The following is a 21,573-nucleotide window of genomic DNA, read 5'->3' as shown; positions in this document are numbered from 1 at the left end:
GGTATGCTGGATGATATCAATGAGCCACCACCCAGCCAGGCTCGTTGCCCCTTCAAGGAAGACCCCCGTGCCCAGCCAGCCCACCCGCCAGACCATTGCCCGCCAGTGGGAACTCCTCAAACTGCTGCCTGGCCGCCAGCCCGGCCTTAGCTGCAGCCAATTGCAGGCGGCGCTGGCCACGGTTGGCCATGTGACCACCAAGCGCACCGTAGAACGCGACCTGGTGGAGTTGGCCGCCCTTTTCCCCCTGCAGTGCAACAGCAAAAGCCTGCCCTACAGCTGGCACTGGCAACCCGGCCTGAAGGATACCCACACGCAGCAATGGCTGGCTGAAGACATGACCGGCCCCGCGCAGATAGAACTGCACGCCTGGGTCGATGACGCGCTGGCCCGCGACCTTCAACAGCGCCCGGTGGGCGTGGGCATGCTATTGCTACCCCAGGCAGACGGCGGCGCCACCCTGGTGACCACAGTGGCTGACAGCTCCACGCTCATGGCGTGGCTATTGTCTCAGGCGGGCTCGATTCGTGTTCAGGCCCCACAAACGATACGGGTAGCCATGCTGGACCAGTTGCGCCACAGCCTGGCACTGCACGAAGCTGGCTGAAAAGCGCCGTGTCAGGCGATGCGGCGGCGTGAGAGGCAGGCGTAACCCAGCACCAGAACCACGCATACGAGCCCCGCGAGCAGTGCCATCAACTCTGTGCTGTAGCGGGCGACCCAGGCCGGGAAGCCGATGAAGGACTGGTAGACCTGCACCTCAGCCACGCCATCGGCATAGCTGATACCTACACCCCCCTGGCGGATCTGCGAATAATCGGCGTCGAAGTACACCCACACCTTGCTTTCCCTACCGGGCTCGATGGCGGGTATCTCCACCTGGGCAGTGGCGTTTTCCAGCAGGGTATCGTTGCCGGCCGAATCCCGAACCTGCACCAAGCCCTTGGCAGGCAGGCGCACCTTCACCTGGTTGACCGGCGCGTCACCGGCATTGCGCAGTTCGATAAGAAGGCCGGTGCGATGGTCTACCAGGCCAGCCTCGAACGGCTTGGCGAACAGGCGGGCGTAAGGTGCCTGCGCCATCTCCACCAGCCGCTCGACCTGTTCGTGGCTCATTTCACCCTGGCCGATGGCGTTGATGCGCCCGTGCAGCTGCTCGTACTTGAGTTGCTCACTGGCCTGGCTGATGCGTTCGCTGAACTGGCCGGGGTAAGTCAGGTAGGAATAGGTAAGGGATGCCTCCAGGCGAGGGTTGCCGCCCAGCACCTTATAGGCGAGCAGCAGGGCCATCAGCCCGATCAGCACGGCTACGAGGAGTTTCCCCACCTTGTCCCAGCTCAATGCAAACTTCCTTATGTCGAGGTACAGACGATTCAAGCTGCCCAAGGGTGCCAACTTCGCAGCCCCCAGGCAAGCGTGTTGCTCGACTAGGGGGCGCCCTGCTCTTCCCGGGCCTGGCGCAGTTGCTGCACCTGGCCATCGATCAGCGCCTTGGCCATGCCGGCCAGGTAGTAAGTAGCCTGCATCATTACCTTGCGGTCTTCGGGCCTGTCGATGGCCTTGCGCGTGAGCTCGGTGACGCAGCCCATGATGCCTGACGCCTCCATCAGTGCGGTGCGCATGGGCAGTTTGGCCTTCATGTGCACCAGTTCCGTATCGGAATGGGCGAAGCGGCCAGCGGCGTGCAGCACGTTGGGGTTGCTGGTGGGTGTGAGCGTTTCTCTGTCCATGGTGTTTTCTCCTGTTGGCGAGCCTCCCGAGACTAGGGCCGCCCCCGCCCTCACCACAACGCCCCGACCGCGCCAAAGGCCATTTTCGGAAACTGCCTACAAGCACGGTGCCACTTGACCACTTTGCCTCCGTCGCGGACGATCAGCGCTTCCCAAACAAGGACGTCATCATGCTACGTATTCTGGGCAGGGCCTCTTCGATCAACGTGCGCAAGGTGCTCTGGGCGTGCGCCGAGCTTCAGGTGCCGTATGAACGCGAAGACTGGGGTTCAGGCTTCCAGGCAACCCACACGGCGCAGTTTCTTGCACTCAACCCGAATGCCATGGTGCCCGTGATCCAGGACGGTGACTTCACGCTGTGGGAGTCCAACAGCATCATCCGCTACCTGGCCAACCGCTACGGTGATGGCACCTTGTATCCCGTGGACCCGCAGGCAAGGGCCAGGATCGACCAGTGGATCGACTGGCAGGCTTCTGACCTGAACCGGTCCTGGAGCTACGCGTTCATGTCACTGGTACGCCACTCCCCCGCCCACCAGGAGCCCCAGGCGCTTGCGGCCGGTTGCGCAGACTGGTCGCGGCACATGCGCATCCTCGACCAGCAACTGGCCCGCACCGGTGCCTATGTGGCAGGCCGCCATTTCACCCTGGCCGACATCCCGATCGGCCTGTCGGTAAACCGCTGGTTCGAAACGCCCCTGGAGCACCCTGGCCTGCCGGCGGTACGTGATTACTACGAACGCCTGAGCGAGCGTGCCGCGTACCATGAGCACGGCCGCAACGGCACGCCTTGAACTGCTGTGGAGGTAGACCGATGAGCGCAACCCTGCGCCTGGCAACACCGGACGATGTCGACGTGCTGTTCGACATCCGGACCAGCGTTACCCAGAACCATCTGTCACGCCAGCAGATGCACGCGCTGGGCATCACCGCAGAGGTACTGACCGAGGCGATCAACAGCGCCCCCTGCGCCTGGGTGGCCGAATGGCACGACCAGCCCGCAGGCTTTGCCATGGTCGACCTGCAGGAAGGTGAGTTGTTCGCCCTGTTTGTGCGCCCCGCGCTGGAAGGCAACGGGTTGGGTACGCTACTGCTGCAACGGGCCGAGCAAGTCCTGTTTGAGCACCACGCGGTGATTCACCTGACCACCGACGGCGACCCGGCCATGCGGGCCAATGCGCTGTACCGGAAAGCCGGCTGGGTGTGCACCGCTCAGCTGGATGCGCGAGACGTGCGGTTCGAGAAACACCGGCCCGTGGGAGCGGGCCGGTAGCCGCCCTTACACTGCGACCTGAGCCCCACTGGCACGCCCCCGCCAGGCGAAAAGCACTACCATGGCCAGGCCCAGCGCAGCGGTAGCCGCCCCGGCAATGGCAATTGCCCGGTAGCCCAGGCCGGCATTGATCACTGCGCCGCCCAAGGCAGCGCCGATGGCGTTACCCAGGTTGAATGCACCGATGTTTACCGCCGAGGCCAGGTTGGGCGCCTGCCTTGCGGCTTCCATCACGCGCATCTGCAGGGGCGGCACCAGTGCAAAGCTGGCCGCACCCCACACCACGATGGCCAAGGCCGTTGGCAGCGGCCAGGCGAGTACCCACGGTAACCCCAGCAGCACGGTAATCAGCACGGTCAGCGATACGACAAGGGTGCGGTCAACCGAACGGTCCGCTGCCTTGCCGCCCCAGATGTTACCCAACGTCAGACCAATGCCGAACAGCACCAGCATGCCGGTGACGAAGGTCGTGGAGGCCCCCGCTTCGTTCTGCAAAATCGGTGCAATGTAGGTAAATACCGTAAACATCGCACTTGAGCCGACCACCGTCAGCAACAGCGCGGCCAGCACCGGGCCACGGGTCAGCACGCGGATCTCCGCCAGCGCCCCATCACCTTTGGGCGAGGGCACATTCGGCAAGGCGTACCACAGGGTGGTCATCGCCACTAGGCCAAGCCCGGCAATCCCCCAGAACGCGGTTCGCCACCCAAGCATTTCGCCGAACCAGGTCGCCAGCGGTACCCCGCCAATGGTGGCCAGCGTCAGGCCCATGAACATGGCGGCCACCGCCCCGGCGCGTTTGTCCGGCGGCACAACGCTGGCTGCCACTATGGCGCCGATGCCGAAAAACGCCCCGTGGTTCATCGAAGTGACCACCCGGGCCACCAGGAGGCTGGTGTAATCGCTGGCCAAGGCCGACATCACGTTGCCCAGGGTGAAAATCGCCATCAGGCCAATCAGCAAATAGCGCCGCGGGATGCGCACAGTGGCCAAGGTCATCAGCGGCGCGCCAATCAGCACGCCCAGGGCGTAAGCACTGACCAACAGCCCAGCAGCCGGGATCGAAACACCCAGGTCGGTGGCGATGCTGGGCAGCATGCCCATGGGGGCAAATTCAGTGACGCCGATGCCGAAGGCACCGATGGCAAGTGCAACAAGTGGGGGGTTGATACGCATGGCTGGCTCCTTATCTGTGCTGCAAATGCTACGATCTGTTTACAATGCGCACTAGACCGCTTTTTTACCAACCACCTTTGCTTGAGAGGCACAAATGGAACTGGCTGGACGCTCCGGTGAAATGGAGGTGTTCGCACGTGTGGCGCAAGCAGGCAGCTTGTCCGCCGCCGCCCGGGCGCTAGGCCTGACCCCCTCCGCCGTCAGCCGCATCCTGGCACGCACCGAGCAGCGCCTGGGCACGCGCCTGATGTTGCGCACAACCCGGGCGATCACCTTGACCCCAGAGGGCGAGGCTTACTTGCGGGGTGCACACCGGGTGCTTGCCGACATGCTCGAAGTGGAACAGGCCATCACCGACCAGGGTGTGCCCCGTGGCCGCCTGCGGGTCAGCGCCGCACTGGGGCACGGCCGCATGACCGTTGTGCCCCTGGTAGCAGCCTTCAGCGCCCGCTACCCGCAGGTGCTGGTGGACCTTACCCTCAGTGACGAGCTGGCGGACATCCTGGGCGGCCAGGCCGACGTGGCCCTGCGTTTCGGTGAGCTCCCCGACAGTTCCTTGAGCGCACGCCTGATCGGCGACACCGGCCAGGCCATCGTGGCCTCGCCTGGCTACCTGCAGCGCTGCGGCACGCCCCACGTGCCAGAAGACCTGCAAAACCACAACTGCCTGCGTTTCAACTTCCGCCGGGCGACACCCGACTGGCCGTTCAGCCGTGACGGTCAACTGTTCAGGCTGAAGGTGAACGGCAACATCCAATGCAGCAGCGGAGAGGCATTGGCGCAGTTGGCCAGGCTGGGCGCGGGCGTGGCACGCATTGGTACGTTCACCGTGGCAGAAGACTTGGCTAGCGGGCGCCTGGTATCACTGCTCGACGGCTACAACCCCGGTGACCGCGAACCGATCCATGCCGTGTTCGCGAGCGGGCCGTCCATGCCCGCGCGGGTGCGGGTGTTCGTCGACTTTCTGGTGGCGCACCACCAAGGGCATCAGCATTGGCCTACGGCGTCGCCCCAAACGCCGCACAGATAGCACCTGCGGGGTCAACCACCTGCGACGCGCCCTGCCATCCCAGCCAGCGCCTTGCGCAGGCTTGGCAGGTCGCTGTAGCGGTGCTCGCCGGTAACCTTGCCATGGCTCAGTTCCAGCCACTGCACCGAGTCGCGGTCGCCCCCATACTGCTCTGCCACTTCGCCGCTGCGGTCGAGCAGAATGCGGTAATTGGCCGAGCGCATGGCTGGCACCATCACGGCCTGGACCATGCTGGGCATTTTCTCGATGTCGGCCACAAACACCACTCCGCGGGCTTCCAGATAGCCTGCAGGCGTATGCTCCACGGCGCTGTTGACCAACCGTGCACTGGCCATGCTGCGGGCCACCATCACCACCCGCACGTCGTCAGCAAGCGTATAGGCCTTGTCGTGCTGGTCATTCAACGTCCAGTTGCCGGCAGCCTGCGCCAGGGGCGTGAGCACTAAGGTCAGAAGCAGTAACAATGAGGGGCGCATGCGGCTGTCTCGCAGTGAAGGTTCCCACACACTAGACGGGTTGTTCGCGCTCGCCAAGCCGCCGTGCTTGAAGCGGTGGGCAGATGTTGCAGAATAGCGCGGTCAGATGCCCGTCAAAGGAAACCTCATGCTGTATGTCGTCATGCTGGGCGGCCGCCACCCAGGCGCCAAGATCGAAGTGCACGACGTGGTCTTCGCCCAGGCCGAAACCCTTCAGCACACCTACCCGCAGCTACGTGACGCCTGGTTCGGCAGCCTGCAGGGCCTGCACGTGGACAGTTGGCTGGAGGTAGACGGGGTGGACGGCCAGCGCATCGAGTGGCACACCCAGCCCCCTGCTCGCGGTGCCAACCGTCTGTACTTCATCAACCTGGGTGGCTACGAGCGGGGTGTGTTCGGCGAAGCCCACCGGTACCTGCTGGTGAGCGCCCGCAACAAGACCGATGCCAAGGCGCTGGGGAAACTGCAGATGGCTGCCGGCTGGTTGAAGCCGCATACCGACGCGCTGCTGAACGTGGACGACTGCCTGGCTATTGACCAGGTAGGCGGGCTGCACCTGCACCTGGTGCCGGGGCCACACAAACCGACCGTCGCGCGTAACGACTATATCCCCATCTGACTCGGCCCCTTCAAGCGCTGGCCCTATCCTTCACCGCAGCCGATGGAGCTTCGGCGCCCTGAGGTGGTCTACTCCTCAAGCCGAGCCCACCGCCCCGAGGGGAACACCATGAGCCTGATCCCAGCCTTGCCTGGCCCCGCCAACGTACTGATTTGCGGCGCCAGCCGGGGCATAGGGCTGGCGCTGTGCACAGCGCTGCTGGCCCGCGATGATGTGCGTGTGCTGGTTGCCGTGGCGCGCCAGGCCAGCACCTGCGAAGCGCTGGTGGCACTGGGCAGGCAGTATGGCGAACGTGTGAGGCTGGTCGACTGCGACGCCAGGCACGAAGGCTCACTGGCGCTGCTGGCCACGGAGGTGGGTAGGGTTTGTGAGCACCTGAACCTCGTTGTCAGCACCCTCGGCATCCTGCACCAGGAAAACGCCAAGGCGGAAAAATCGTTGGCACAGCTTGACCTGGGGGGTTTGCAAGCAAGCTTCGCCACCAACGCCTTTGCGCCAATCCTGCTGCTCAAGCACGTGCTGCCTTTTCTGCGTAAACAGCCTGCCACGTTCGCGGCGTTGTCTGCCCGTGTCGGCTCGATCAGCGACAACCGATTGGGCGGTTGGTACAGCTACCGGTCAAGCAAGGCGGCCCTTAACCAGCTGTTGCACACGGCCAGCATCGAGTTGAAGCGGGTCAACCCAGCTGCCACGGTGCTGGCACTGCACCCAGGTACCACCGACACAGAGCTTTCCCGGCCCTTCCAAGGGAATGTGCCGGAAGGCAAGTTGTTCGAAACAGGGTTTGCAGCGCGCTGTGTCATCGAACTGGTGGGGCGCTTGGGGCCGTCGGTGACGGGCAGTTTCTGGGGGTGGGATGGTGAGCGGATTGGGTGGTAGGGAACCTTACCTCGACACTGCATCCGCTCGTCGTTGTGCGCACTAAAAAACGTGAGGCCTGTTCAATTTCCCCCATGACCCGCCGATACACCGTCAACGAATTGCCGTTTCCGGAGCCTTTCAATGTCACTGATCCCCGCACGTATCTCGCAGCGCATGACGTTAGCCATCCTGGCTTTGCTGGTTCTTACTGCTGCGGCGATATTTGCGGTGATTACGCTGGGTGGCAAACCCCGGCTGCTGGCCGCCGGAACGGACGCGGCCGAGCAGTCGGCAAAGGCCCTGACCAACGAACTGGCCCTGCCGCTGAACCGCATCGAGGGTACGGCCTCTGCCATGGCGCTGCTGGCACAGACCCTGCCTCACGATGTGGCGCTTTTCCAGGATAACCTGGCGGGCATTATCGACAGCCAAGGCAATGCCGCCATCGCAGGTGGCGGCGTTTGGCCAGAGCCCAACGCGTTCACGGCGGGGACCGAACGGCGTAGTTTTTTCTGGTCACGTAACGCCGACAACAAGCTGGTTTTTTCCGCCGAATACAACGATGCAAATACGCCGCCCTATCAGGCTGAGTCCTGGTATACCGGTGTCAAGTCCACCGCGCCTGGTCGTTGTGTCTGGTCGGACGCTTACCAGGACGCCGTAAGCGGTGTGGCAATGACCACATGCAGCGTGCCCTATCGCAATGGGGCCGCGTTCGCAGGTGTGGCCACCATCGACTTGAAGCTGGACGGCCTGGCCACTTTTCTCAAAGAGAAAGGCGATATAACAGGCGGTTATGCGTTTGCCGTGGATGCCTCGGGTAACGTGCTGTTCTTCCCCGATACCAAAGCCGACAAGGCACTGCTCACCGTCGCCGCGCTGGGCCAGGAGCAGCCCTGGCTCAAGCCCGTGGCGGATCGCCTGGCCGACAAATCGCAGGCCCTTTCAACATTCAGGCTGGACGACGATGGCAGGCTGGGCACTCCGGCTTACGTGACGCTGGCAACCATGGATAGCACCGGCTGGCGAATTGGCCTGGTAACGCCCGAATCCAGGGTCGTGGGCCTGGCAAATCATCTGACCGCGCAGATACTGTTGTTCCTGTTACCCCTGATGGCCATCCTGCTCGGCCTCGCCTGGCTGGCCGGCAAGCGGCTGTTGGTGCAGCTTGAGGAAACCACCCGGCAAATCGATACCCTGGGCCAAGGCGGCCAGGCCGGGGCTGGGCTGGAAATCGTGCGCGCCGATGAAATTGGTGCACTGCGCGAATCGGTCAATCATTACGCGGGCTCGTTGCGCGACATGCTGCACCGCATCGCCCAGGAATCTGTCTCGCTTGAGCGTCAGGCTGACGAACTGGCGCAATTGTCACACGGCTTGGCTGAACGCGCTGAGGCCCAGCGGCAGGACAACACCCTGCTGGCCACGGCAATCACTGAAATGTCGGCCAGTGCCAATGAAGTCGCACACAACACCTCTGATTGTTCCGACACTGCCCGGCGCTCATTGGATGACGCGCAGCAAAGCCAGAACCAGGTCAACGGCAACAGCCAGTTCATCGAGGGCCTGGCCACCGATATCTCCGGGGCTGCCGACGCTATCACGCAATTGGGAGCGGACATCGAACGTGTGGGGAGCGTGCTGGAGGTCATCAAATCCATCTCGCAACAAACCAACCTGTTGGCCCTCAACGCAGCCATCGAGGCTGCGCGCGCCGGCGAGCAGGGGCGTGGTTTCGCGGTGGTGGCCGATGAAGTACGCACGCTGGCCGGCCGCACGCAAACCTCTGCGAACGAGATTCAGGAGATGATTTCGCAACTTCGCCAGGCTTCAAGTTCAGCCGTTGCAACGATGCAAAACGGCGCCGAACGCACGCGGTCATCGGTGCAGCAGGCGGCCGGCGTCGCATCCACGTTGGGCACCACGGTAAAAAGCTTCGACGACATCGTCCAGCGTGCGCAACAGATTGCAGTGGCCGCTCAGCAGCAAAGTCACGTCACCCACGAAATCAACGAACTTGCCGTGCGCATCCATGCGTCCAGCGAGCAAGGGGCACGGGACGCCAATGCACTGCGTGAACTCGGCAAAGGCATGCAGTCGATCTCAAGCCGGCTGGGCGACTTGAGCCGGGGTGGGCGATAGCCCCTCTGGGCGGGGCGCAGTCAGGGACCGGCTTTTGATTAACAGCAACCGCCTGCGCCGGGGTCATCGCAGGCGGTGCTGTAGGCTCATTTCCCGAGCATGGCGTTCAGGTTGCAAATGTCGGCTCAAGGATGCTCAGTTGACACGGAGTTGTTAGCCTCAACATCCTTCATGTCCTCCTCCAGCACATCCGCATCACGGGCCTCGTCCTCGTGGGTACGTGCAGTGCCGTTGTCGCGTGGTACCTGGCTGTCCTGATCGGAACCGGGGTTACCTGGCGGTGGGTTCCAGTCTTCGGGCCGCTGCTGGGCCCCATTTTCCCCAGCACCCTGCTTAGGTTCGGATGGCGTCTGCTCCAGGCCGGAGCCATGGCCTTCACTGGTGTCAGGGATGTTGTGATCAATGGACATTGGCATTCTCCTGATAAAGGCGCTTGAATGGGCACCTGAAATTCAGAGCCGCTGGCTGACCCAGGAGTGCCTGACGGGCGACCAATGGCGCAGCAATGATCGGGAGGGCTTATTGCACGGCCAGAACAGCGGCGCGCGCTGACCTTAACTGACCTCTATCTGCGTAAGCCCCAACACTTCAGCCTGCGCCAGCACCTCTGCGGGTGTGGCATCGGCTGGCGGCATCACCAGGCTGTTCTCGCCATCACCAAAATGCAGCACGATCAGGTGCAGTGCAGCGTCGTGGGCAGGAAGCTCAGCCTGGTTCAGCTCAAAGGTATGGCTGGACGCGTTGCCGTTGAGTAGGTAGTGAACGGTGAACGTTTGCATGAGCACCTCGATCATGTGTGGGAGACTTATTACCTGACCGACAGGACAGGAAAAGATTCATGTCGAGGTGCTCGCGGCCCTATCCATCAGGGCAGACCCGCCCTGTTGAGGTAACGGCTACTGCTTCATGGTTTCTCGATAGGCCTCGATGAATGGCGCTTCGGCAGGATCGATCCGGTCCATGCCGGCCGCAATGCGGTGCCAGTAAGGGTACTGCGGTGCCAAGCGGGTAGCGTTCTCGATCTGTTGCAGGTCTTCGCACGTCAGCTTCAGCGCCACGGCCTGCAGGTTGTCCTGCAACTGTTCAAGGGTGCGCCCGGCGGTAATGACGCTGGTGATGCCGGGCCGGTCCTTCAGCCAAGCCAGGCACACCCGCGCGGGTGAGCAGCCATGCCGTTCCCCGACCGAAATCAGCGTTTCGATGATGTCGTAGGCGCGCTCGCGGTCGTGCACATAGGGTTCCGGCCAATCGTTGCCCTGGCGCGTGCCCTTTGGCGTCTGCTGCCCGCGGCGGACCTTGCCGGTCAACAAGCCCTCCCCCAGTGGCCCCCACACCAGCGTTGCGAAGCCCTGGTCGATGGCCATCGGCAAAAGCTCGTACTCGGCCTCGCGCGACTCAGGGGTGTAGTAGATCTGTTGGGACACCGGCTGCTGCCAGCCATTGAGTTGGGCACTGCCGAGGGTTTTCATCATCTGCCAGGCGGTGTAGTTGGAGGTGCCGAAGTAGCGGATCTTGCCGCTTTGCACCAGGTGGTCCAAGGCTGCAAGGGTCTCCTCGACAGGCGTAACGCCGTCCCAGTTGTGGATCTGGTACAGGTCGATATGGTCAGTGCCAAGGCGCTTGAGGCTGGCTTCACAAGCGCGGATCAGGTGATAGCGTGACGCGCCGCTGTCATTGGGGTTGTCACCCATCGGGCTGCGCGCCTTGCTGGCCAGGATGATCGACTGACGTCGCTCGCCCAGCGCCTTGCCCACGATCTCCTCAGCCAGCCCATGGGAATACAGGTCGGCCGTGTCCACCAGGTTGACGCCCGCATCAAAGGCCGCGTCGAACATGCGCCCGGCCAGGTCCACATCCACACTGCCGGTTTTCTCGAAGGCGCCGCGCCCACCAAACGGGACGGTCCCTACGACCAGTTCGGACACCATCAGCCCGGTATTGCCAAGTGCACGGTACTTCATAGGGTACTCCTTTCAAAAGACCTGAAGTACCGACGGCAATGGCTGCTGAATCGTTCCATCCAACACACACGCACCTGGCGGAAAACTCGTCAGGGCCGCATGAGGGGCTCTATGCCGATCCATTTCTTGACCGGGTGATAACAGAGCTTCTGCGGCGGGATGGCCAGCGTCTGCCCCCCAACCTGCAAGCTCCCCAGGTGAATGGTCCACCTGGAGTCGGCATTGAACTGGTTGGTTTGGAAGATCACGTAGGCCGAGCCATATCGCTTGTTGTTGGTGAGTTTGGGAATCAGCCGGTGCACTTCATCGCTGTTGATGTCATAGGGCGAAGGCCGGGCGGACTGCTCGGTCAACGAGGGGAAATCGTGAATGTCGTCGCTGCCAACATAGACCTCGGGGCGCGCGTTCAGCCGTGTACCATCGGCAAAGGTGATATAGGCCTGGCGGCTGTCGTAGAGCACCGGCACAGGTGGCACGCCACGGGTCGAGCCTGATGAAGGCCGGGCGCGGTCCTGGTTGTAGGCAATCATCTGCACGTAGAACTCTGGCTGTTTGTACCGCTCGCCAGGGTACTCCACGTGCAACCCCTGTTCGTAGGGCTGATCCCGCCAGCGGGCGGCGTGGTCGTAGAGGTAGGTTTCAAGGTACACCGTGGTCTCACCCTGCGGGCCGGACACCTTGAACTGGAACTCGGACTCGCACAGGTCCGCATACGCAGCACGCTCGCGCTGCCAGGGGACACAGGCAGTGAGCGAGGTCACTGCAAGCATCAGCAGGGTAATACTGGCGCGTTTGAACACTGCCACCACCTCCATCGTCACGCTCGTCAGGTGGCTGAAGCCTGGTTGGCCAATTGAGCATGGGTGGCCAGTTCTTCGGCGATGAACGCCGAGATCATTGCCCGGTAGACCTGCTCGACGACTACCGGCGAGGCACCGGTTTCTTGCGCCATGGCGCGTACCTTGGCGATGACCTGCTCGACGCGCGCCGGGGCACGTACGTCGTCGGTGGTTTTCTTGAAGCCGGCAGCTTGCGCCACCAGGTCGCCGCGGCTGGCCAGCAGCGACACGACTTGCCGGTCGATCTCATCGATGCGCTGGCGGACTTCGTCCAGAGAGGTGCAACGCGTTTCCATTCGCCAGGTTTCCTTGTGTTGAAATTGAGGATGGTTCAAATCGGTCTGCCCGCCACTCAAGGCTCGATGCGTTTAAGCTCGTTGAGCAACTGCAGCAGCTGCGTCAGCTTTTCTTCGCCAAACTGAGCCTGAATCTTGCTGTAGTTGGCTTCCATGCCCTCGCGCATGGCATTGAAGCACGCCTGCCCGGCTACGGTCAGCATCACGAAGACCCGCCGTTGATCCTCTGTGCCCTTGCGCCGGCCTACCAACCCGTCACGCTCAAGGCGGCTGAGCACACCCGTCATGCTGGGTTTGAGAATACAGGCCAAGTGGGCAAGCTGGTGGCTCTCCAGTTCACCGTGCTGGTGCAGGATCCGAATGACACGCCATTGCTGCTCGGTCAGGTCATGTGCGTTGAGCAGTGGCCTGAAAAATGCCATTGCAGCCTCGCGGGCCTGCAGCAGGCTCAGCGTCAACGAGGGGCGCGTCTTGGTCATGGGTATTGCCTGTGCCGTTTGATCCAGCCCACAAGAGTAAGAGCTGACGCACGGTGCGGCAACTGGCACGGCCTGTGGAAAGTGCAAGCTGTTCCACGGAAAACCCATTCAAGCCACCACGGCAAGCTGCGAGCATCGTCTGCAAACAACGACAAGTACCCGCAGGTATCGCCACGTGGCCACATCACTGCAACTCCGCTTGCCGCTGCCGGTACTCACCCGGCGTGAGCCCCGCGTAACGGTTGAAGAACCGACTGAAATAGGCCGGGTCCTTGAAACCCAGCTGGTAGCAGATTTCGTTCACGGAACTGCCGGAGAACAGCAGCAGGCGCCTGGCTTCCTGCATCAGCCGCTCCAGCACCAGGCGCTTGGAGGGCAAGTCGGCGATGCGCCTGCAAATGTCATTGAGCCGCGCCTCGGTGACACCGATCTGCGCCGCATAGCTCGCCAGCGGCCAATGCTCGAGGTAGTGCGCTTCGATCAGCGCATTGAAGCGGTGGAAGATTTTCAAGTCTTCATGGCGCGCCGGGGTGGCCTCGCGCGAATGGGGGCAAAGCCGCAGCAGGCTGATCATGATCAACCGGGTCAGCGATTGCAGCGCAGCGTCGCGCCCCGGGCCAGGGCGGGAAAACTCGTCGCTGAGTGCGTCCAGCCACCCTTCCAGGCGCCGGGCTTCGGCCTGGTCAGTGGCCGACAAGCGCGCCAACGCTACGCAGGCCGGGCGCACCTGCATGCCGGCCGGCAACAAGCTCGCATCCGCCTCGATCAGCTGCCACACCAGTTGTTGCCGAACCGTAAGCACATGCCCGTCGCTGTCAGGATCAGTGACGAAAGAATGCGTCACCGTGGGCGGGGTAAGGAAGAACATCGGCCCCGCTTCGATGAACTGCTGGTCGTCGAGGTAGACACGGACGTTGCCGGATTTCACGTAATGCACCTGAAAGAAGCGATCGTGGCGGTGTACCGGCATGTTGCGGCCAAAGAAGCCGGCAAGGTTGCCCAGCCGGTCGTGGTGCACCTCGCTCTCGCTGTAGCGCTGGTCGTAGACCTGCCCGATGTTGATGTTGGGAATGGGGTGCCGGTTGCTCATTGCTGGTTGCCCGCCAAAAACGCTAGCTACGTTGCCAAGGCGCATGGTGCGCCCGCCAAGGGGGCACCACAAGGGAAGCCTTGACCATTGTTAACATATTAACTATAACATTAACACATTAACGATTATTGGGGCGGCACACTGCTCCACCACCGCCAGGAGAAAAGCATGAGCCATGCGTTGCATGACGTTGCGAACGGCACCGTGTTCGGCGTAGCGCTGAACTACAACGGCCTGCTGCAGCAGCGTCTGGCCGAGTTCGACAAGCCGCCTTACAAGCAGGCGCCGGTGAAGCCGGTGCTGTTCATCAAAACGCCCAATACCCGTAATACCCACGGTGGCGAGGTGGTTCACCCCGCCGGCGAACGCCTGCAACCAGGCCCGGCACTGGGCGTGGTCATCGGCAAGGATGCTACCCGGGTGAGCGCGGCTGATGCCCTGGCGCATGTGGCCGGGTTCACCATCGTCAACGAATACAGCCTGCCCGAAGACAGCTACTACCGCCCTGCGGTGAAAGCCAAGTGCCGTGACGGGTTCTGCACCATCGGCCCGGACCTTGTGCCCGTGCAGGCCGTTTCCGACCCGCACGACCTGACGCTGAAGCTGTACGTGAACGGTGCCGTAGTGCAGGAAAACATCACCGCAAACCTGGTGCGCAGCATCCCGCAACTCATCGCCGAACTCAGCGAGTTCATGACCCTGCATGCCGGGGACGTGCTGATCACCGGCACCCCTGAAGGCCGGGTCGACGTGCACCCGGGTGATCGCGTGGCCGTCGAGATCACAGGCCTTGGCCGCCTGGCCAACACCATTGTTGCCGAGCTGGGAGACCCCGCATGAAACACGCGCGCATCCGTTATGAAGGCACCGTGCACGCGGTGACCGTGGAAGCCGACAGCACCCTGCGCCTGGCCGACGGCCGAGTGCTCGACGAGCATCAGGTCGAGTGGCTGCCACCGGCCACCGGCAGCATGTTCGCCCTCGGCCTGAACTATGCCGACCACGCCAGGGAACTGGCCTTTGCGCCGCCCACGGAGCCCCTGGCGTTCGTCAAATCCCCAGGCACCTACACCGGACACGATCAGGTCACCTGGCGCCCGGACAACGTCGACTACATGCACTACGAGTGCGAGCTGGTCGCGGTCATCGGCAAACCGGCGAAAAACGTCAAGCGTGAAGACGCCATGGCCTATGTGGCCGGCTATACGGTTTGCAACGACTACGCGATCCGCGACTACCTGGAAAACTACTACCGCCCCAACCTGCGGGTGAAGAACCGCGATGCCACCACGCCGGTAGGCCCGTGGATGGTCGATGCGACCGATGTACCTGATGTCAGCAACCTGAAACTGCGCACCTGGATCAACGGTGAGTTGAAGCAGGAAGGCACCACGGCGGACATGATCTTCGACATCCCGCATCTGATCGAATACTTCTCCAGCTTCATTACCCTGCAGCCAGGCGACATGATCGCCACCGGCACGCCGGAGGGGCTCGCCGATGTGGTGCCAGGCGATGAAGTGGTGGTGGAGGTGGAAGGCGTCGGTCGCCTAGTCAACCGCATCGTCAGCGAAGCTGACTTCTTCAAGAACAACAAGGCATGAGCAGCATGATCAAGCACTGGATCAACGGCCGTGAGGTCGAGAGCAAAGACACGTTCGTCAACTACAACCCGGCCACCGGCGACGCCATCGGCGAAGTCGCCAGCGGCGGTGCCGAGGAAGTGGCGCAGGCCGTAGCGGCGGCCAAGGACGCTTTCCCCAAGTGGGCCAACACGCCAGCCAAGGAGCGTGCGCGGCTGATGCGCAGGCTGGGTGAGCTGATCGACCAGAACGTGCCGAAGCTGGCAGAGCTAGAAACCCTCGACACCGGCCTGCCGATCCACCAGACCAAGAACGTGCTGATCCCGCGTGCTTCCCACAACTTCGACTTTTTTGCCGAAGTGTGCACGCGCATGGACGGCCACTCCTATCCAGTTGACGACCAGATGCTCAACTACACCCTGTACCAGCCGGTAGGTGTGTGTGGCCTGGTTTCGCCCTGGAACGTGCCCTTCATGACCGCCACCTGGAAGACCGCGCCGTGCCTGGCACTGGGTAATACCGCGGTGCTCAAGATGAGCGAACTGTCGCCGCTGACCGCCAATGAGCTAGGCCGCCTGGCGGTGGAAGCCGGCATCCCCAACGGCGTGCTCAACGTGATCCAGGGCTACGGCGCCACCGCCGGTGACGCGCTGGTGCGCCACCCTGACGTGCGCGCCATTTCGTTCACGGGCGGCACCGCCACCGGCCGCAAAATCATGCAGACCGCCGGCCTGAAAAAGTATTCGATGGAACTGGGCGGCAAGTCGCCCGTGCTGATTTTCGAGGACGCCGACCTTGAGCGGGCGCTGGACGCAGCACTGTTCACCATTTTCTCGCTCAATGGTGAACGCTGCACCGCCGGCAGCCGCATCTTCATCCAGGAAAGCGTTTACCCGCAGTTCGTCGCCGAGTTCGCTGCCCGGGCCCGGCGCCTGATCGTTGGCGACCCAACCGACCCCAAAACCCAGGTCGGCTCGATGATTACCCAGGCGCATTACGACAAGGTCACCGGTTACATCAAGATTGGTATGGAAGAAGGTGCCCGCGTGGTGGCCGGCGGCCTGGAGCGGCCCGCCAACCTGCCTGCGCACCTGGCCAAGGGGCAGTTCATCCAGCCGACCGTGTTTGCCGATGTGAACAACAAGATGCGCATTGCCCAGGAAGAAATCTTCGGGCCGGTGGCGTGCCTGATCCCGTTCACGGACGAGGCCCAGGCGCTGCAACTGGCCAACGACACCGAGTACGGCCTGGCCTCCTACATCTGGACCCAGGACATCGGCAAGGCCCACCGCCTGGCCCGTGGCATCGAAGCCGGCATGGTGTTCATCAACAGCCAGAACGTGCGCGACCTGCGTCAGCCGTTTGGTGGGGTGAAGGGCTCCGGTACCGGCCGTGAAGGCGGCCAGTACAGCTTCGAGGTGTTCGCCGAAATCAAGAACGTTTGCATTTCCATGGGCGGCCATCACATCCCGCGCTGGGGGGTGTAGGGCTCCAGGCAAAGTGGGTAACCCTGAGGGCGCGGCCTTGCCCGCCCTCACACGATAACAAGATCATCCTCTAACCGGAGTTACACATGGGCAAAGTCGCTCTCGCTGCCAAGATCACCCATGTACCGTCCATGTACCTGTCCGAACTGCCTGGCCCGCGCCAGGGGTTTCGCCAAGCGGCCATCGACGGGCATTACGAAATCAGCCGCCGCTGCCGTGAACTGGGGGTGGATACCATTGTGGTGTTCGACACCCACTGGCTGGTCAATGCCAACTACCACATCCTGTGTGGCGAGCACTTCAACGGTGTCTACACCTCCAACGAGCTGCCGCACTTCATCAGCAACATGGCTTACGCATTCCCGGGCAACAAGGAACTGGGCGTGATCCTGGGTGAGGCGTGCAATGCGTTCGGCGTCGAAACCATGGCCCACCACGCCACTACTCTGGGCCCGGAATACGGCACGCTGGTACCCATGCGCTACATGAACCAGGACCAGCACTTCAAGGTAATTTCGGTCTCGGCCTTGTGCACTTCCCACTACCTGGCCGACAGCGCCCGCCTAGGCTGGGCCATGCGCAAGGCCGTGGAAGACCATTACGACGGTACCGTGGCGTTTCTCGCCAGCGGGTCGCTGTCCCACCGCTTCGCGCAGAACGGCCAGGCACCGGACTTTGCCACCAAAGTGTGGAGCCCGTTCCTGGAGACGCTGGACCACCGTGTGGTGAAGATGTGGGAGAACGGCGAGTGGGAGGCGTTCTGCGCAATGCTGCCCGAGTACGCCGCCAAGGGCCACGGTGAGGGTTTCATGCACGACACCGCGATGCTGCTGGGCGTGCTCGGCTGGTCCAGCTACGCCGGCAAGGCCGAGGTGGTGACGCCTTACTTTGGGTCTTCGGGGACCGGGCAAATCAATGCCATCTTCCCTATCACCCCCCAGGACGGCTCGACCATACCGCCTGCGCAAGCGACCGTTCTGGCGAGCGTGGTTTCCACCAGCCGCCTCTGACCCACCTGCCAGGCCACCGCTCGGCGGCCTGACGCCCTCGCTCACAGGAGGCACCCATGCCACACCTGGTTCTGCTTTACACCCCCGACCTGGAAGCCGAGGCCGATATGCCTGGCCTGTGCCGGGCACTGGCTGACTGCATGCTGGAACAGCGCGATGACACCGGCAAGGCAGTGTTTCCAACCGGCGGCACGCGCGTGCTTGCTTACCCGGCCGCCCATTGCGCGGTGGCTGACGGCAACGGCAACTACGGCTTCCTGTACGCCAACCTGCGTATGGGCACAGGCCGCAGCGCGGCGACCCACAAGGCGGTAGGCGACAACCTGCTGCAGGTGCTCACGCAGCACTTGAGCCCCGTACTGGCGCAACGACCGGTCGGCATCACCCTGCAAATCGACGAAAGCAGCCAGCAGGTCTACGACGCCAAGCACAGTACTTTGCACCCCCTGTTCAACCGCCCGGCCTGAGCCCAGGCCGAATGCTGTCTCATCACACAACAAGTACAAAAACCATGAGCACTCTCGAACATGCCTCCCTGGGCCGGCCCGATTCAGCGCTGGCCGATGCCACCCACCGTGCAATCACCTGGCGGCTGATGCCGTTGCTGCTGATCTGCTACTTGTTCGCCCACCTCGACCGCATCAATATCGGCTTCGCCAAGATGCAGATGAGCCAGGACCTGCAGTTGTCCGACACCGTCTACGGCCTGGGCGCCGGTCTGTTTTTCATTGCCTACGCGCTGTTTGGCGTACCCAGCAACCTGATGCTCGAACGCATCGGGCCACGCCGCTGGATCGCCACGCTGATGGTGGGGTGGGGAGCACTGTCGACCAGCATGCTGCTGATTGAAAGCAGCACCGCCTTCTACCTGCTGCGCTTCGCCCTGGGTGCCGCGGAGGCCGGGTTCTTCCCAGGCATCCTGGTGTACCTGAACCGCTGGTACCCGGCCGGGCGCCGGGCGCAGATCACCGCGTTGTTCGCCATCGCCGTGCCGCTGGCGGGCGTAGTGGGCGGGCCGGTATCGGGGGCGATCCTGGCGTTCATGCACGATGCAGGCGGGCTGCGGGGCTGGCAGTGGATGTTCCTGCTCGAAGGTGCACCCGTCATTCTGTTGGGCCTGGTGGTGCTGGCAGTGCTGCCGGAGCGCTTCGAACAGGTGAGCTGGCTGGACACAGCCCAGAAGAGCGCCTTGCGCGCCCAGTTCGGCCATGAAGAACAGCGCAAGCCCGTGACATCCCTGAGCGGCCTCGTTGCCAGCCGGGCGATCTGGCTGCTGGTGGCGGTTTACTGCGCAGTGATGCTCGCGGTGAATACCCTCGCGTTCTGGATGCCCAGCCTCATCCACGGCGCCGGCATCGGCAGCGATGCCAGTGTTGGGCTGCTCAGCGCCCTGCCCTACCTGGTCGGCTGCGCGTTCATGCTGGCGTGCGGGCGGTCCAGCGACCACCGGCGCGAGCGCCGCTGGCACCTGTGTGTGCCTTTGCTGATGGCCGCCGCTGGCATCGCCATCACCGGCCTGGCCCCGCAACAACCCTGGCCCGTGCTGGGCGGGCTGGTGCTGGCGGGCATGGGCGCCAGTGCGGCGCTGCCCATGTTCTGGCAATTACCCCCGGCATTTCTGAACGCGCGCACGCAAGCCGCCGGCATTGCGCTGATCAGTTCACTGGGCAGCATTGCGTCGTTTGCCGCGCCCTACTTCATCGGCTGGGTGCGCGACACCACGCAAAGCGCAAGCCTTGCACTATACGCACTCGCCTGTTTCATCACCCTGGGCGCCCTGCTGGTGCTGCGCACCCGGGCTGCCATCGTCAACCCTTGAATACAGAGATCGTCACCATGCTTGATACCGCATTCATCCAGCAGGCCGCTGAACGCCTGGACCAGGCCGAGCGCTCACGCGAGCAGGTCCGCCAGTTTTCCCAGGATGTACCGGCGATCACCATCGAAGACGCCTATGCCATCCAGCGTGCCTGGGTGGCCAGGAAAGTGGCCGCCGGGCGCAAACTGGTCGGCCACAAGATTGGCCTGACCTCACGCGCCATGCAGGTGTCCTCCAACATCACCGAGCCGGACTACGGCGCGCTGCTGGACGACATGTTGTTCGACGAAGGCAGTGACATTCCCTTTGACCGGTTCATCGTGCCGCGGGTGGAAGTGGAGTTGGCGTTCATCCTCGGCAAGCCGCTCAAAGGCCCCAATGTCAGCGTGTTCGACGTACTGGAAGCCACCGAGTGGGTCATCCCGGCCCTGGAAATCATCGACGCGCGTATTCAGCAGGTCGACCCGGTTACCCAGGCTACACGCAAGGTGTTCGACACCATCTCCGACAACGCCGCCAATGCCGGTGTGGTGATGGGCGGGCGGGCGGTGCGGCCGGGCGACGTCGACCTGCGCAAGGTACCGGCGGTGCTGTACCGCAACGGCGTGATCGAAGAATCGGGGGTCAGTGCGGCCGTGCTCAACCACCCGGCCAAGGGCGTTGCCTGGCTGGCCAACAAGCTGGCGGCGTACGACGTAACTCTGCAACCTGGGCAGATCATCCTCGGCGGCTCGTTCACCCGGCCGGTGGCCGCCCGCCCTGGCGACACGTTCCACGTGGACTACGACATGCTCGGCTCCATCGCCTGCCGCTTCGTCTGAGGGACCGACCATGGACATGCCCATCAATCACTTCAAACAACGCCTGCTCAGCGGGCAGCCCCAGATCGGCCTGTGGCTCGGCCTGGCTGATGCCTACTGTGCTGAATTGGCCGCCAACGCTGGCTTCGACTGGTTGCTCATCGACGGCGAGCACGCCCCCAACGACCTGCGCGGGATCCTCGCACAGTTGCAAGCCATAGCGCCCTACCCCAGCCACGGGGTCATCCGCCCTGTGGTGGGCGACACCGCGCTGATCAAGCAGGTGCTGGATATCGGCGCCCAGACCTTGCTGGTACCGATGGTCGAAACGGCCGAGCAGGCCCGGCAGCTGGTGAAGGCTGTGCACTATCCGCCTCACGGCATCCGGGGCGTGGGCAGTGCGCTGGCCCGTGCTTCACGCTGGAACAGCATCGCCGGCTACCTCGACCATGCGGATGAGCAGATGTGCCTGCTGGTGCAGATCGAGAACGCCGAAGGCATGGCCAACCTGGGCAGTATCCTGGCGGTGGACGGCGTGGACGGTGTATTTATCGGGCCAGCTGACCTCAGCGCGGCCATGGGGCACCGTGGCAACCCGGGGCACCCGCAGGTGCAGGCGGCCATCGAGGATGCGATCGTGCGCATCGCCAAGGCCGGCAAGGCGGCGGGTATTCTCAGTGCCGACCAGAGGCTGGCACGGCGGTACATCGAACTGGGTGCAGCATTTGTTGCGGTGGGTGTCGATACCACAGTGCTGATGCGTGGGCTGCGGGACCTGGCGGGGGCGTTCAAAGGCATGCCGACATCGGACACCAGCGCCGGGGTGTATTGACCTTCAAGCACTAGGTCGGGAACCCCCGGTGTCAGGGTAGTGGTCGTGTCCCCCGGTTTTTGAAAAGCAT

27 protein-coding genes and 1 pseudogene are annotated in these 21,573 nt (G+C 63.2%); 17 read left to right on the top strand and 11 right to left on the bottom strand.

Annotated features, from left to right (window positions below):
* Window positions 1-67: 67 nt before the first annotated feature.
* Window positions 68-607, top strand: a complete 540-nt coding sequence (locus tag IAE33_RS17170) for a WYL domain-containing protein (RefSeq protein WP_201164396.1) — start codon at window positions 68-70, stop codon at window positions 605-607.
* 11 nt (window positions 608-618) lie between these two features.
* On the opposite strand, the gene IAE33_RS17165 is transcribed toward IAE33_RS17170, so the two are convergent.
* Complete coding sequence (locus IAE33_RS17165) at window positions 619-1,341, bottom strand: hypothetical protein (RefSeq protein WP_201164395.1); 723 nt, start codon at window positions 1,339-1,341, stop codon at window positions 619-621.
* A gap of 86 nt (window positions 1,342-1,427) precedes the next feature.
* Window positions 1,428-1,730, bottom strand: a complete 303-nt coding sequence (locus tag IAE33_RS17160) for a DUF3077 domain-containing protein (RefSeq protein ID WP_201164394.1) — start codon at window positions 1,728-1,730, stop codon at window positions 1,428-1,430.
* 170 nt (window positions 1,731-1,900) lie between these two features.
* On the opposite strand from IAE33_RS17160, the gene IAE33_RS17155 reads away from it, so the two are divergent.
* Both IAE33_RS17155 and IAE33_RS17150 read left to right on the top strand, forming a co-directional pair.
* A complete protein-coding gene (locus IAE33_RS17155) occupies window positions 1,901-2,524 on the top strand; it encodes a glutathione S-transferase family protein (RefSeq protein ID WP_201164393.1) in 624 nt (207 codons plus the stop codon).
* Window positions 2,525-2,544: 20 nt separating this feature from the next.
* Window positions 2,545-3,003, top strand: coding sequence for a GNAT family N-acetyltransferase (locus tag IAE33_RS17150; RefSeq protein ID WP_201164392.1), 459 nt, complete (start codon window positions 2,545-2,547; stop codon window positions 3,001-3,003).
* A gap of 6 nt (window positions 3,004-3,009) precedes the next feature.
* Here IAE33_RS17150 and IAE33_RS17145 read toward each other — a convergent pair whose 3' ends face one another.
* The gene (locus IAE33_RS17145; protein ID WP_201164391.1) at window positions 3,010-4,179 is read right to left on the bottom strand and encodes an MFS transporter; all 1,170 of its coding nucleotides are present in this window, start codon (window positions 4,177-4,179) and stop codon (window positions 3,010-3,012) included.
* A gap of 94 nt (window positions 4,180-4,273) precedes the next feature.
* Here IAE33_RS17145 and IAE33_RS17140 point away from each other — a divergent pair, with 94 nt between their 5' ends.
* Window positions 4,274-5,209: a LysR family transcriptional regulator gene (locus IAE33_RS17140; RefSeq protein ID WP_201164390.1), complete on the top strand. Its 936-nt coding sequence runs from the start codon at window positions 4,274-4,276 to the stop codon at window positions 5,207-5,209.
* Window positions 5,210-5,220: 11 nt separating this feature from the next.
* Here the strand turns inward: IAE33_RS17140 and IAE33_RS17135 are convergent, their stop codons facing one another.
* Entirely contained in the window at window positions 5,221-5,685 is a 465-nt protein-coding gene (locus IAE33_RS17135) for a hypothetical protein (protein WP_201164389.1), read from the bottom strand.
* 127 nt (window positions 5,686-5,812) lie between these two features.
* Between IAE33_RS17135 and IAE33_RS17130 the strand changes: the two genes are divergently transcribed.
* From IAE33_RS17130 to IAE33_RS24985, 4 genes and pseudogenes are all read left to right on the top strand, one after another.
* Window positions 5,813-6,304, top strand: coding sequence for a DUF1543 domain-containing protein (locus tag IAE33_RS17130; RefSeq protein WP_201164388.1), 492 nt, complete (start codon window positions 5,813-5,815; stop codon window positions 6,302-6,304).
* 108 nt (window positions 6,305-6,412) lie between these two features.
* Window positions 6,413-7,183, top strand: a complete 771-nt coding sequence (locus IAE33_RS17125; RefSeq protein WP_201164387.1) for an SDR family NAD(P)-dependent oxidoreductase — start codon at window positions 6,413-6,415, stop codon at window positions 7,181-7,183.
* A 123-nt stretch (window positions 7,184-7,306) separates the two neighbouring features.
* Window positions 7,307-8,188 (top strand): annotated as a pseudogene (locus IAE33_RS24990) (cache domain-containing protein); the annotation flags it as partial.
* A complete protein-coding gene (locus tag IAE33_RS24985) occupies window positions 8,174-9,307 on the top strand; it encodes a methyl-accepting chemotaxis protein (RefSeq protein ID WP_442967384.1) in 1,134 nt (377 codons plus the stop codon). The pseudogene IAE33_RS24990 and the gene IAE33_RS24985, both read left to right, overlap by 15 nt.
* Before the next feature lie 125 nt (window positions 9,308-9,432).
* Here the strand turns inward: IAE33_RS24985 and IAE33_RS17115 are convergent, their stop codons facing one another.
* Window positions 9,433-9,717, bottom strand: coding sequence for a hypothetical protein (locus IAE33_RS17115; RefSeq protein ID WP_201164385.1), 285 nt, complete (start codon window positions 9,715-9,717; stop codon window positions 9,433-9,435).
* On the opposite strand from IAE33_RS17115, the gene IAE33_RS17110 reads away from it, so the two are divergent.
* Window positions 9,710-9,859, top strand: coding sequence for a hypothetical protein (locus tag IAE33_RS17110; protein WP_201164384.1), 150 nt, complete (start codon window positions 9,710-9,712; stop codon window positions 9,857-9,859). The genes IAE33_RS17115 and IAE33_RS17110 overlap by 8 nt on opposite strands.
* Window positions 9,860-9,861: 2 nt before the next feature.
* On the opposite strand, the gene IAE33_RS17105 is transcribed toward IAE33_RS17110, so the two are convergent.
* The 6 genes from IAE33_RS17105 to hpaA form a co-directional block, all read right to left on the bottom strand.
* Window positions 9,862-10,086 (bottom strand): hypothetical protein, encoded by a 225-nt coding sequence (locus IAE33_RS17105; protein ID WP_201164383.1) that lies wholly within the window; start codon window positions 10,084-10,086, stop codon window positions 9,862-9,864.
* Between the two features lie 117 nt (window positions 10,087-10,203).
* A complete protein-coding gene (locus IAE33_RS17100) occupies window positions 10,204-11,268 on the bottom strand; it encodes an aldo/keto reductase (RefSeq protein ID WP_201164382.1) in 1,065 nt (354 codons plus the stop codon).
* 89 nt (window positions 11,269-11,357) lie between these two features.
* Window positions 11,358-12,083 (bottom strand): hypothetical protein, encoded by a 726-nt coding sequence (locus tag IAE33_RS17095; RefSeq protein ID WP_201164381.1) that lies wholly within the window; start codon window positions 12,081-12,083, stop codon window positions 11,358-11,360.
* A gap of 11 nt (window positions 12,084-12,094) precedes the next feature.
* Window positions 12,095-12,403, bottom strand: coding sequence for a chorismate mutase (locus IAE33_RS17090; protein ID WP_201164380.1), 309 nt, complete (start codon window positions 12,401-12,403; stop codon window positions 12,095-12,097).
* 56 nt (window positions 12,404-12,459) lie between these two features.
* Window positions 12,460-12,882: a homoprotocatechuate degradation operon regulator HpaR gene (hpaR, locus tag IAE33_RS17085; RefSeq protein WP_201164379.1), complete on the bottom strand. Its 423-nt coding sequence runs from the start codon at window positions 12,880-12,882 to the stop codon at window positions 12,460-12,462.
* Between the two features lie 184 nt (window positions 12,883-13,066).
* Window positions 13,067-13,972: a 4-hydroxyphenylacetate catabolism regulatory protein HpaA gene (hpaA, locus tag IAE33_RS17080; RefSeq protein WP_201164378.1), complete on the bottom strand. Its 906-nt coding sequence runs from the start codon at window positions 13,970-13,972 to the stop codon at window positions 13,067-13,069.
* A gap of 168 nt (window positions 13,973-14,140) precedes the next feature.
* On the opposite strand from hpaA, the gene IAE33_RS17075 reads away from it, so the two are divergent.
* The 8 genes from IAE33_RS17075 (at window position 14,141) to hpaI (ending at window position 21,503) form a co-directional block, all read left to right on the top strand.
* The gene (locus tag IAE33_RS17075; protein WP_201164377.1) at window positions 14,141-14,812 is read left to right on the top strand and encodes a fumarylacetoacetate hydrolase family protein; all 672 of its coding nucleotides are present in this window, start codon (window positions 14,141-14,143) and stop codon (window positions 14,810-14,812) included.
* A complete protein-coding gene (locus IAE33_RS17070) occupies window positions 14,809-15,576 on the top strand; it encodes a fumarylacetoacetate hydrolase family protein (protein WP_201164376.1) in 768 nt (255 codons plus the stop codon). Before IAE33_RS17075 ends, IAE33_RS17070 begins: the two co-directional genes overlap by 4 nt.
* A gap of 5 nt (window positions 15,577-15,581) precedes the next feature.
* Window positions 15,582-17,042, top strand: a complete 1,461-nt coding sequence (gene hpaE, locus IAE33_RS17065; protein WP_201164402.1) for a 5-carboxymethyl-2-hydroxymuconate semialdehyde dehydrogenase — start codon at window positions 15,582-15,584, stop codon at window positions 17,040-17,042.
* Window positions 17,043-17,128: 86 nt separating this feature from the next.
* The gene (gene hpaD, locus IAE33_RS17060; protein WP_201164375.1) at window positions 17,129-18,052 is read left to right on the top strand and encodes a 3,4-dihydroxyphenylacetate 2,3-dioxygenase; all 924 of its coding nucleotides are present in this window, start codon (window positions 17,129-17,131) and stop codon (window positions 18,050-18,052) included.
* 56 nt (window positions 18,053-18,108) lie between these two features.
* Window positions 18,109-18,519 (top strand): 5-carboxymethyl-2-hydroxymuconate isomerase, encoded by a 411-nt coding sequence (locus IAE33_RS17055; protein WP_201164374.1) that lies wholly within the window; start codon window positions 18,109-18,111, stop codon window positions 18,517-18,519.
* A gap of 44 nt (window positions 18,520-18,563) precedes the next feature.
* The gene (locus IAE33_RS17050; RefSeq protein ID WP_236406796.1) at window positions 18,564-19,871 is read left to right on the top strand and encodes an MFS transporter; all 1,308 of its coding nucleotides are present in this window, start codon (window positions 18,564-18,566) and stop codon (window positions 19,869-19,871) included.
* A gap of 17 nt (window positions 19,872-19,888) precedes the next feature.
* Window positions 19,889-20,692 (top strand): 2-oxo-hept-4-ene-1,7-dioate hydratase, encoded by an 804-nt coding sequence (gene hpaH / locus IAE33_RS17045; RefSeq protein ID WP_201164372.1) that lies wholly within the window; start codon window positions 19,889-19,891, stop codon window positions 20,690-20,692.
* Window positions 20,693-20,702: 10 nt separating this feature from the next.
* Window positions 20,703-21,503 (top strand): 4-hydroxy-2-oxoheptanedioate aldolase, encoded by an 801-nt coding sequence (hpaI, locus tag IAE33_RS17040; RefSeq protein ID WP_201164371.1) that lies wholly within the window; start codon window positions 20,703-20,705, stop codon window positions 21,501-21,503.
* Window positions 21,504-21,573: the final 70 nt, after the last annotated feature.

The sequence above is a fragment of the Pseudomonas sp. S60 genome (assembly GCF_016647865.1).
In the GTDB taxonomy this organism is placed as follows: Bacteria; Pseudomonadota; Gammaproteobacteria; order Pseudomonadales; family Pseudomonadaceae; genus Aquipseudomonas; species Aquipseudomonas parafulva.
This window is presented reverse-complemented; position numbering and strand designations above follow the sequence as displayed.

What these genes read in the sequence shown, in the direction of transcription:
- IAE33_RS17090 (WP_201164380.1), bottom strand. Translation starts at nt 12,403, where the DNA reads ATGGAAACGCGTTGCACCTCTCTGGACGAAGTCCGCCAGCGCATCGAT.
- IAE33_RS17100 (WP_201164382.1), bottom strand. Translation starts at nt 11,268, where the DNA reads ATGAAGTACCGTGCACTTGGCAATACCGGGCTGATGGTGTCCGAACTG.
- IAE33_RS17095 (WP_201164381.1), bottom strand. Translation starts at nt 12,083, where the DNA reads ATGGAGGTGGTGGCAGTGTTCAAACGCGCCAGTATTACCCTGCTGATG.
- IAE33_RS17155 (WP_201164393.1), top strand. Translation starts at nt 1,901, where the DNA reads ATGCTACGTATTCTGGGCAGGGCCTCTTCGATCAACGTGCGCAAGGTG.
- IAE33_RS17110 (WP_201164384.1), top strand. Translation starts at nt 9,710, where the DNA reads ATGGACATTGGCATTCTCCTGATAAAGGCGCTTGAATGGGCACCTGAA.
- hpaA (WP_201164378.1), bottom strand. Translation starts at nt 13,972, where the DNA reads ATGAGCAACCGGCACCCCATTCCCAACATCAACATCGGGCAGGTCTAC.
- IAE33_RS17140 (WP_201164390.1), top strand. Translation starts at nt 4,274, where the DNA reads ATGGAACTGGCTGGACGCTCCGGTGAAATGGAGGTGTTCGCACGTGTG.
- IAE33_RS17160 (WP_201164394.1), bottom strand. Translation starts at nt 1,730, where the DNA reads ATGGACAGAGAAACGCTCACACCCACCAGCAACCCCAACGTGCTGCAC.
- IAE33_RS24985 (WP_442967384.1), top strand. Translation starts at nt 8,174, where the DNA reads ATGGATAGCACCGGCTGGCGAATTGGCCTGGTAACGCCCGAATCCAGG.
- IAE33_RS17135 (WP_201164389.1), bottom strand. Translation starts at nt 5,685, where the DNA reads ATGCGCCCCTCATTGTTACTGCTTCTGACCTTAGTGCTCACGCCCCTG.
- IAE33_RS17070 (WP_201164376.1), top strand. Translation starts at nt 14,809, where the DNA reads ATGAAACACGCGCGCATCCGTTATGAAGGCACCGTGCACGCGGTGACC.
- IAE33_RS17115 (WP_201164385.1), bottom strand. Translation starts at nt 9,717, where the DNA reads ATGTCCATTGATCACAACATCCCTGACACCAGTGAAGGCCATGGCTCC.
- IAE33_RS17125 (WP_201164387.1), top strand. Translation starts at nt 6,413, where the DNA reads ATGAGCCTGATCCCAGCCTTGCCTGGCCCCGCCAACGTACTGATTTGC.
- IAE33_RS17105 (WP_201164383.1), bottom strand. Translation starts at nt 10,086, where the DNA reads ATGCAAACGTTCACCGTTCACTACCTACTCAACGGCAACGCGTCCAGC.
- IAE33_RS17075 (WP_201164377.1), top strand. Translation starts at nt 14,141, where the DNA reads ATGAGCCATGCGTTGCATGACGTTGCGAACGGCACCGTGTTCGGCGTA.
- IAE33_RS17130 (WP_201164388.1), top strand. Translation starts at nt 5,813, where the DNA reads ATGCTGTATGTCGTCATGCTGGGCGGCCGCCACCCAGGCGCCAAGATC.
- IAE33_RS17145 (WP_201164391.1), bottom strand. Translation starts at nt 4,179, where the DNA reads ATGCGTATCAACCCCCCACTTGTTGCACTTGCCATCGGTGCCTTCGGC.
- IAE33_RS17055 (WP_201164374.1), top strand. Translation starts at nt 18,109, where the DNA reads ATGCCACACCTGGTTCTGCTTTACACCCCCGACCTGGAAGCCGAGGCC.
- hpaR (WP_201164379.1), bottom strand. Translation starts at nt 12,882, where the DNA reads ATGACCAAGACGCGCCCCTCGTTGACGCTGAGCCTGCTGCAGGCCCGC.
- hpaH (WP_201164372.1), top strand. Translation starts at nt 19,889, where the DNA reads ATGCTTGATACCGCATTCATCCAGCAGGCCGCTGAACGCCTGGACCAG.
- hpaD (WP_201164375.1), top strand. Translation starts at nt 17,129, where the DNA reads ATGGGCAAAGTCGCTCTCGCTGCCAAGATCACCCATGTACCGTCCATG.
- IAE33_RS17050 (WP_236406796.1), top strand. Translation starts at nt 18,564, where the DNA reads ATGAGCACTCTCGAACATGCCTCCCTGGGCCGGCCCGATTCAGCGCTG.
- hpaI (WP_201164371.1), top strand. Translation starts at nt 20,703, where the DNA reads ATGGACATGCCCATCAATCACTTCAAACAACGCCTGCTCAGCGGGCAG.
- hpaE (WP_201164402.1), top strand. Translation starts at nt 15,582, where the DNA reads ATGATCAAGCACTGGATCAACGGCCGTGAGGTCGAGAGCAAAGACACG.
- IAE33_RS17150 (WP_201164392.1), top strand. Translation starts at nt 2,545, where the DNA reads ATGAGCGCAACCCTGCGCCTGGCAACACCGGACGATGTCGACGTGCTG.